Annotated in this window: 8 protein-coding genes; 5 read left to right on the forward strand and 3 right to left on the reverse strand. The window is 66.2% G+C overall.

The window, feature by feature from the left end; translation table 11 throughout:
• Positions 1–323: 323 nt before the first annotated feature.
• Complete coding sequence (locus BM388_RS18035) at positions 324–2168, forward strand: methyl-accepting chemotaxis protein (RefSeq protein WP_281245234.1); 1845 nt, start codon at positions 324–326, stop codon at positions 2166–2168.
• A gap of 17 nt (positions 2169–2185) precedes the next feature.
• Here the strand turns inward: BM388_RS18035 and BM388_RS17190 are convergent, their stop codons facing one another.
• Positions 2186–2941: a TIGR01458 family HAD-type hydrolase gene (locus BM388_RS17190; protein WP_089852429.1), complete on the reverse strand. Its 756-nt coding sequence runs from the start codon at positions 2939–2941 to the stop codon at positions 2186–2188.
• A 250-nt stretch (positions 2942–3191) separates the two neighbouring features.
• On the opposite strand from BM388_RS17190, the gene BM388_RS17195 reads away from it, so the two are divergent.
• Positions 3192–4808, forward strand: a complete 1617-nt coding sequence (locus BM388_RS17195; RefSeq protein WP_089852431.1) for a sensor domain-containing diguanylate cyclase — start codon at positions 3192–3194, stop codon at positions 4806–4808.
• A 112-nt stretch (positions 4809–4920) separates the two neighbouring features.
• Here BM388_RS17195 and BM388_RS17200 read toward each other — a convergent pair whose 3' ends face one another.
• A complete protein-coding gene (locus BM388_RS17200) occupies positions 4921–5367 on the reverse strand; it encodes a DUF6789 family protein (RefSeq protein WP_089852433.1) in 447 nt (148 codons plus the stop codon).
• 180 nt (positions 5368–5547) lie between these two features.
• Here BM388_RS17200 and msrP point away from each other — a divergent pair, with 180 nt between their 5' ends.
• Both msrP and msrQ read left to right on the forward strand, forming a co-directional pair.
• Positions 5548–6564: a protein-methionine-sulfoxide reductase catalytic subunit MsrP gene (gene msrP / locus BM388_RS17205; protein ID WP_089852435.1), complete on the forward strand. Its 1017-nt coding sequence runs from the start codon at positions 5548–5550 to the stop codon at positions 6562–6564.
• Positions 6564–7184, forward strand: coding sequence for a protein-methionine-sulfoxide reductase heme-binding subunit MsrQ (gene msrQ, locus BM388_RS17210; protein ID WP_089852437.1), 621 nt, complete (start codon positions 6564–6566; stop codon positions 7182–7184). Before msrP ends, msrQ begins: the two co-directional genes overlap by 1 nt.
• Positions 7185–7303: 119 nt before the next feature.
• Here the strand turns inward: msrQ and BM388_RS17215 are convergent, their stop codons facing one another.
• Positions 7304–7594, reverse strand: coding sequence for a YkgJ family cysteine cluster protein (locus BM388_RS17215; RefSeq protein ID WP_089852439.1), 291 nt, complete (start codon positions 7592–7594; stop codon positions 7304–7306).
• Positions 7595–7803: 209 nt separating this feature from the next.
• Between BM388_RS17215 and BM388_RS17220 the strand changes: the two genes are divergently transcribed.
• Positions 7804–8055, forward strand: a 252-nt coding sequence (locus BM388_RS17220; RefSeq protein ID WP_175535152.1) for a transposase, incomplete at its 3' end; no start/stop codon positions are given.

An 8055-nucleotide genomic window follows, 5' to 3' on the forward strand; every position in this document is an offset into this window, starting at 1 on the left:
CGCATCACCGTGCACCTCGGCGATGCCGCCGACAAATGGTGGCCCACCTTGCTGAAGGGGCTGCCTCGGCTGACGGCCTTGGCCTGACACCCAGCGTCACCAAGATTGACTCGCCAAGTAAGGCGGCCACAACGGAGGTCGACGGCCACGGCTGCGCCGGCGCCAGACATCAATTCCTGATCGTTATGAAAAGATCGGCCAAAAGCCGAATCGGGTATATGCCAACCGTCTACCAAGCGACCGCATGAGGTTGAAGCAGGTCGGTACCGGCAATCGATGGACTCAACACGCTCGTTCTGTGCCCTGATGAATGAGGCGGGGTTATCGAGCAGGCCGAGCAGCGTGAACTCGAGTCCCTGCAAGAAAGCTTCAGCGCCAAGCTGGCCGCCGAGGCGCGCCTCGCCACCTCGATGAGTCACCTGGCCTCCGGCATCCCCGACGTACAGGCGGCGCTCGCCGGCGAGGACCGGGACAGGCTCGCCGCGCTGTTCGAGCCGGGCTTCGCCACCCTGAAGGAAGGGGGGGTACGACAGTTCCAGTTCCACCTGCCGCCCGCCACCTCCTTCCTCCGGGTGCACAAGCCCGAGAAGTTCGGCGACGACCTCAGCGTGCTGCGCCCGACCATCGTCGAGACCAATCGCACTCAAGCGCCCGTCTCGGGCGTCGACCAGGGCGTGGCGGGGCTGGGCATCCGCGGCATCGTCCCGGTCTTTCATCGCGACGAGCACGTGGGATCGCTCGAATTCGGCATGAGCCTGGGACAAGGCTTCTTCGAAAGCTTCGCCAATCAGTATGGCGTCGAGGCCGGGCTGCACCTGAAGACCACCGGCGGCTTTACCTCCTACGCCTCGAGCCTGGAGGGCAGCGGCCTGCTGCCCGACTCGACGCTCCAGGGCGCCTTCGAGGGGGAGGGGGAAAGAGAGCGCGCGGTGCACTACACCGAGCGGGACGGCACGCCCCTGGCCGTCATGGGCCACGTCGTGAAGGACTACGCGGGAACGCCCATCGGCGTCGTCGAGATCGCCCTGGATCGCACCAACTACGTCGCCGCCATGGATCTGGCCCGCAACGCCGCGCTGCTGATCGCCGCGCTGACGCTGGGTGCCGGCATGATCGTGGCCTACTGGCTGTCGCGCACGATCACCCGCCCGATCAAGAACACCGTGACCGCCATGGAAAACATCGCCGCCGGCGAGGGCGACCTGACACGCCGCCTCGACGACAGCGGCCGCGACGAGCTGAGCGAGCTGGCCACGCAGTTCAACGCCTTCGTGGCGCGCATGCAGCAGACCCTTCGCGAAGTGCGCGGCACCACCTACAGCGTCTATCAGGCGGCCGGAGAAATCAGCCAGAGCAGCGAGGAGCTGGCGACGCGCACCGAGCAGTCGGCCGCCAACCTGCAGGAGACCTCCGCCTCCATGGAGGAGATCACCGCAACCGTCAATCACAGCGCCGAGTCGGCCTCCCAGGCGAACCAGCTGGTGCAGTCCACCGCGGAGGTGGCCCGCCAGGGCAAGGCCGCGATGGATCAGGTCGAGCGCACGATGAGCGACATCAACGCGTCGTCGGCGAAGATCAGCGACATCATCACGATGATCGACTCGATTGCCTTCCAGACCAACATCCTGGCCCTGAACGCCTCGGTCGAGGCCGCCCGCGCCGGTGAGCACGGTCGCGGATTCGCCGTGGTCGCCGAGGAAGTGCGCACGCTGGCCAGCCGCTCCAGCGAGGCGTCCCAGGAGATCCGCCAGCTGATCGATGCCTCGACGTCACATACCCACTCGGGCGCCGAACTGGTGCGCTCCGCCGGGCAGACCATGAAGGACATCGTGGCAAGCGTGGCGCGGGTGACCGACGTCATCGCCGAGATCAGTGCCGGCGCCAAGGAACAGAGCAACGGTATCGGCCAGATCAATACCGCCGTGGCGGAGATGGATACGATGACTCAGCAGAACGCGGCGATGGTGCAGCAGTCCTCGTCGTCTGCCGGCGAGATGAAGGATCACGCCCAGCGTCTCAGCCAGCTGGTCGACTCCTTCGTGCTCGGCGAGGAGCAGCGGAAGATGGCCGCGCCTCGAAGCGAACAACGCCCCGTAGCCCGCCCGGCGGCATGCCCGGCCGCCAGGCCCGTGGCTGCGACGCAAGCCGACGATTGGGAGGAGTTCTAGGCCCGATCCGGCGCGCCTCAGGGCGCGTCGAGCAGCGCCTCGACCAGCGCGGCCAGGCTCGCCTCGCAGCGGGCCTCGGGCGCCCGGGCCTCGTCGCCCTGGCGATACTTGCCCGAGCGCACCAGACACGCCTCGAGGCCGACCTCCATGGCCGCGAGCACGTCGCACTCCACGTCATCGCCCACCATCAGCGCCTCGCCGGGTTCCACCCCGGCCTCCTCGAGCACGGCGCGAAAGAAGTCGCCCGACGGCTTGCCGAGAATCCGCGCCTCGCTGCCGGCGGCGACCTCCAGGGCACGCACGAAGGGGCCCGCGTCCAGATGCAGGGTGCCATTTTCGCGAAAGTAGCGATTGGTGCCCACGGCGATCAGCGGTGCGCCCTCCAGCAGCAGCCGGAAGGCCTCATCGAGGTGGGCGTAGTCCAGGCGCTGCTCGGCGTCGCCGAGCACCACGGCGTTGGGCGCGTCCCCGGGCAGGTCGGCGAACTCCGGCTCGAGGTTCTCGTGGATCAGCAGATAGGGACGGAGCCGATGGCGCTCGAGATGGCGGCGGATCGCCCCGGGCGCGGTGAAGACCTGCTCCGGCGCCACGTCGAAACCCAGGCGTTTGAGCTCCTCGCAGACCGCCGCCGAGGTCTTGCGCGAGGTGTTGGTGAGAAAGCGCAAACGAAGCCCGCTCGACGCGAGCCGCGCCACCGCCTCCACGGCGCCGGGCAGGGCCTCGCCGTCCTCGGTCAACACCCCGCTGATATCGAGCAGTACCGCCTTGAGCATCGTCGTCTCCTCCGCCGCGACTCCTACCCAGCCTAGCCGCTGGTGGCGGGATCGGCCCGCCAGCGCGGCGACCGTCGCCCGGGTCAGTCATCGCCATAACGTTGATCGGGGTCGCGTTAGCGGCGGCGGCGTGTGGCTGCCGCGTTGCTCATTCGATGGTAATGTCACAGTTAGCTAATCGAAAAATATCCGCGACGATGGACCGTCCGTGGCGGAGAATCACGGCAACTTTCAAGGGCCTTCCGCTTCTATGACCATCTTCCAAGACGCGCCCCAAGCGGTGGTTTTCGGCGACGACGCCCTGCTCGATCGGCTCCATACCCCCGTCTGGATCTTCGATATCGAGCAGGAAAAGATGCGCTACGCCAATGCCGCGGCGCTGAGATTCTGGGAGGCAGAGGCGCCGCAGGAACTCTATAACCGGGATTTCTCCCCGACGATGAGCGAGGCGACGCGACGCCGCCTCGCGGATTACCTGCCGCGCCTGACCGGCGGCGAGGTGATCGATGAACACTGGAGCTTCTACCCCGGTGGCCAGGCCGTTTCCTTGCACTGCCGCTGCAGCCACCTGGTGATGAGCGATGGGCGTAGCGGCATGCTGGTGGAGGGCGTTGATAGCGCCGTTTCACTGGATGCCTCCAGCCTGCGCGCCCTAGAGGCCGTCAGGCACTCGTCGATGATGGTCTCCGTGTTCGATGACAAGGGACGCCTGCTGGTGCGCAACCCGGCCGCCCTCGAGGCACGCGGGGCGCTCGCCTCCTTTCACGACTGCTTCACCGACCGCGACCTGGCCGAGCGGCTGCTCCCCCAGCTGGAGCAGGAGTCACGCTGCTCGCTGGAAGCGATCATGCGCCACAACGATGGCGCGCGCTGGCACCATGTCGACATGTGCCATGCCACCGATCCCGAGACGGGCCGGCCGATGATCGTGATGGGCGAACTCGACATCACCTCGCGCAAGGTGCTGGAGGGCGCACAGCGCGTTTCCCACCGTCAGCTGGAAGTGGTCATCGAGGGACTGGATCTCGGGCTGCTGCTCGAGGACGAGCATCGCCGTGTCATCGTGGCCAACCAGGCCTTCTGCGACCTCTTTGGCATCGAGGCGCCTCCCGAGAGCCTCGCCGGGATGGACTGTCGCGAGGCGGCGCAGTCCACCAAGGGATATTTCACGGAACCGGACGCCTTCGTTGCGCGGATCGAGGAGCTCGTCGTAACGCGGCGCAAGCAGACCCGCGACCTGCTGGCCATGGCCAACGGTCGCTTCCTCGAGCGCGCCTATACGCCACTGTTCGTCGCCGACGAGTACCACGGCCACCTCTGGGCGTATCGCGACGTTACCCGGCAGAAACGCCAGCAGGCCTTCTGGGCCCACCAGGCCAGCACCGATCCCTTGACCGGGCTGGCCAACCGCCGCTCCTTCGAGGAGGCCGCCCAGAGGGTCGCCCGATCGGTCGAGGGCGGGGAGTTCGAGGCGGCCCTGCTGATGATCGACATCGATCGCTTCAAGGCCATCAACGACAGCCTGGGCCACGCCGAGGGCGACAAGGGCCTGAAACTGTTGGCGAACACCCTGCGCGACAACCTGCGCCCCAGCGACCTGCCCTGCCGCACCGGCGGGGAGGAGTTCATGGTGATCATGCCCGACATGGCCCACGAAGAGGCCGAGAGCGTCGCCTGGCGCCTGCTGCGCCGGATCGCCGAGGCAACGGTCGACGCACAGGAGCTCCCCTTCCACTTCACGGTGAGCATCGGCGTCACCCGCTTTCGCCCGAGCGATGCGAACATTTCGGCCGTGACCCAGCGCGCCGACGCCGCCATGTACCAGGCTAAAGACGACGGCAGAAATTGCGTGGCGGCTCGCTGGTAGCCACGCGAGACTCCCGCAGGCAAGCGGCCGCCCGCACGGCGTCGATTTGCAGCGCCGCTACCCGAGGGCGATAGCGGCGTCGCCCTGCCACGCATTACCGCCCTTCCCGAGGCTAGACCACGCCCCTCCCCCAGCCGTAGACGGACCCGATCACCGCCCCGAAGACGAGGTGGGCAATCAGCATGGAGAGCGGCGCCACCAGACCGAGGCCCAGACCGAAGAAGCCGGAGCCCGCCAGGGGAAAGACCGTGACCATCACCACCAGCCAGCTGCCGACGCCGAACTCCAGCCCGCGCCGCGTGGGCGTGCGACCGGGGAGGTAGGGAACCAGCAGCGCGAACAGCAGCCCCCAGATCAGCGTACCCACGGCGAAATGGATGCCCCAGGCCAGCATCCGGCTGTCCGGCGAGCCGAGCAGGTCCTGAGCGGCCAGGTTCATGACTTCGATGGGGTTGTACCAGGGCATGATTCCCGCCGCCAGGCGCAGAATCAGGATCAGCGAGATGACCAGGGTGGCCGTGAACCCGGCCATCAACCCGCGTAACAGGCGATTGCTCATGGCGTCCTCCCGCATGTCGGTGTGACTTTCAGTGTAGCCACACGATGGAGGGCACAATGCGGGGCCCGGACTCTGGCCATCATTACAAAGCTGTCATCTTGGCGTCAGCGGTTTGACGAGGCCCGCGTGCCACGATGCTCACATCGTCGCGTCAACGTTTGGCGCCAGTGGAGGCATCACATGCTGATAAAAATCGCCAAGCCCAGCGATCTGCGCGAATCCGATGTAACACCGGAATCCACCTATCTCTCCCGTCGCCGCTTCATAGGCGGCATGGCAGGCCTGGGAGCGGGGCTCGCCCTGTCCGGCGGGGCCAAGGCCAGCGCCGACTACTCCGACGTACCCAACGGCGATGCCCCGGCCTGGCTCAAGGGCAAGATCGATGCCTCCCGCCGGCGCGCCATCGTGCCGGCCGACCCCGAAAAGGACGCGATCGCCCCGTTCGGCGACGCCAGCGGCTACAACAACTTCTACGAGTTCGGCACCGGCAAGTCTGACCCGGCCCGCCACGCCGACAGCCTGGAGACCCAGCCGTGGAGCGTGGTGATCGACGGCGAGGTGAACAACGGCGGCCGCTTCAATCTGGAAGACTTCGCCAGCCCCTCCCAGTTCGAGGAGCGCATCTACCGCCTGCGCTGCGTCGAGGCGTGGTCGATGGTGATTCCCTGGCTGGGCATCTCGCTGGCCGACGTCATCAAGCTCGCCGAGCCCACCAGCAAGGCCAAGTACGTGCGCTTCGAGACCCTCGTCGACCCCGAGCAGATGCCCGGGCAGCGCTCCTCGTTCTCGCTGATCGACTGGCCCTACGTCGAGGGACTGCGCCTGGACGAGGCCATGCACCCGCTGACGCTGCTGGCACTCGGCATGTACGGCCGCGAGCTGCCCAACCAGAACGGCGCGCCCCTGCGGCTGGTGGTGCCCTGGAAATACGGCTTCAAGAGCATCAAGTCGATCGTGCGCATCTCGCTGGTGGAAGAGCAGCCCGTCAACTCCTGGCAGCGGATCGCCCCGGACGAGTACGGCTTCTACGCCAACGTCAATCCCGAGGTCGACCACCCGCGCTGGAGCCAGGCCACCGAACGGCGCCTGCCCAACAGCCTGTTCAACCCCAACACCCTCGATACCCGCATGTTCAACGGCTACGCCGACGAGGTGGCCGAGCTGTACGCGGGCATGGATCTGCGGAAGCACTTCTGATGGCCGCCCAGCGCAAATGGCAGCTCTGGCGCGTCGGCGTCTTCCTGGCGGCGCTGGCCCCCCTGATGCTGTGGGGCTGGCAGGTTGCCAGCAACGCCGCCGGCCCCGAACCGGGGCGCTACCTGCTGCTGAATATCGGCCTGGGCGGGCTGTGGATGCTGCTGCTTACCCTGAGCCTGACGCCACTTACCAAGCTCACCCGCTGGAAGGGCTTTGCTCTGATCCGCCGGCAGCTCGGCCTCTGGACGCTGGCCTACGCCACCCTGCACCTGCTCAGCTACGCGCTATTCATCCTGGGGCTCGACTGGGCGATGCTCGGCAGCGAGCTGGTCAAGCGCCCCTACATCGTCGTCGGCATGCTCGCCCTGATCGGCCTGGCGGCCCTGGGCGCGACCTCGAACCGCTGGTCGATGCGCCGGCTCGGCAAGCGCTGGAAGCCGCTGCACAAGCTCTCCTACCCCATCCTGGGGCTGATCCTGCTGCACTTCTTCTGGGGGGTGCGCGCCGATCTGGGGGAATGGTTCCTGTACGCCACAGCGTCTGCCCTGATCATGGCAACCCGCCTGCCGCCGGTGGCCAGGCGCCTTCCCAGGCTTCGACAACGACTCGCCAGCGCCTGATTGGCAGTGGAGAGGCCGGCATCAGCGACGAGGCCGGCAGCCCCTGAGAGCGTGCCCACGTCCAGGGCCTGACGTGGGGGCTGTCCCCAATGGATTCCCGCGAGATGTTCACCCCTGCCTTATAAAAACTTCACACGTTCATCCAGGCACTCATAAGAACCCATTTCGAACTCCCGGCATATCCACGGCCTGTTCTCATAAATCGTGCACATATAGGTTTCCCTATCCAGGGCCGCGCACCAGCCATCGTCGAGTCGCCTCATCGTCTCACCGCCGTACTGGTCACGCAGGATGAACTCCTCCGGCACACCCGTATCGGAGATGATCATGACCTCGAGGCGACAGCAGCACGCCTTGCAGTTTGCACACGACACATCCGAGGAAGACGTGTTTTCAATGGGAATATTCATGAGGTCACTAAACTGTTAATGATCCGTGGAAATTAAGGGCCAGGCCCTCAGTGCTCCTCAAGGGGTGATGCCCGCCACCGGCCGCAGCACCAATGCCAATGAGATGACCGGGGTGGCCGTGAACCCCGCCATCATCCCATGTACCCGGCTTATTCATGAGGGCGTCCTGAAAACGAAGATGGCGAGTGGTTTTCTCTTGTAGAATCAAGATGTTCCTGCCAGAACACGATTCAAGAGGACCACTCGCCATGGGTGAAACCCTAACGACCTGGTCGCCCTCGTGCAACGGCTCTGTCCGTGTCGAGCTGAGCGGCCACCGCACCACCAGCGACAGCGGCGCTCTCCTGCTGCGTGAAACCCTCGACAACAGTGGCGTGATCGAGGCGCTCGAAGACAATCTGGTCGATCGACGCCACCCGCTGCGTATCCGCCACTCGTTGGCCAGTCAGCTGCGCACCTTG

The organism is Halomonas saccharevitans (genome assembly GCF_900116405.1).
Taxonomy (GTDB): Bacteria; Pseudomonadota; Gammaproteobacteria; order Pseudomonadales; family Halomonadaceae; genus Halomonas; species Halomonas saccharevitans.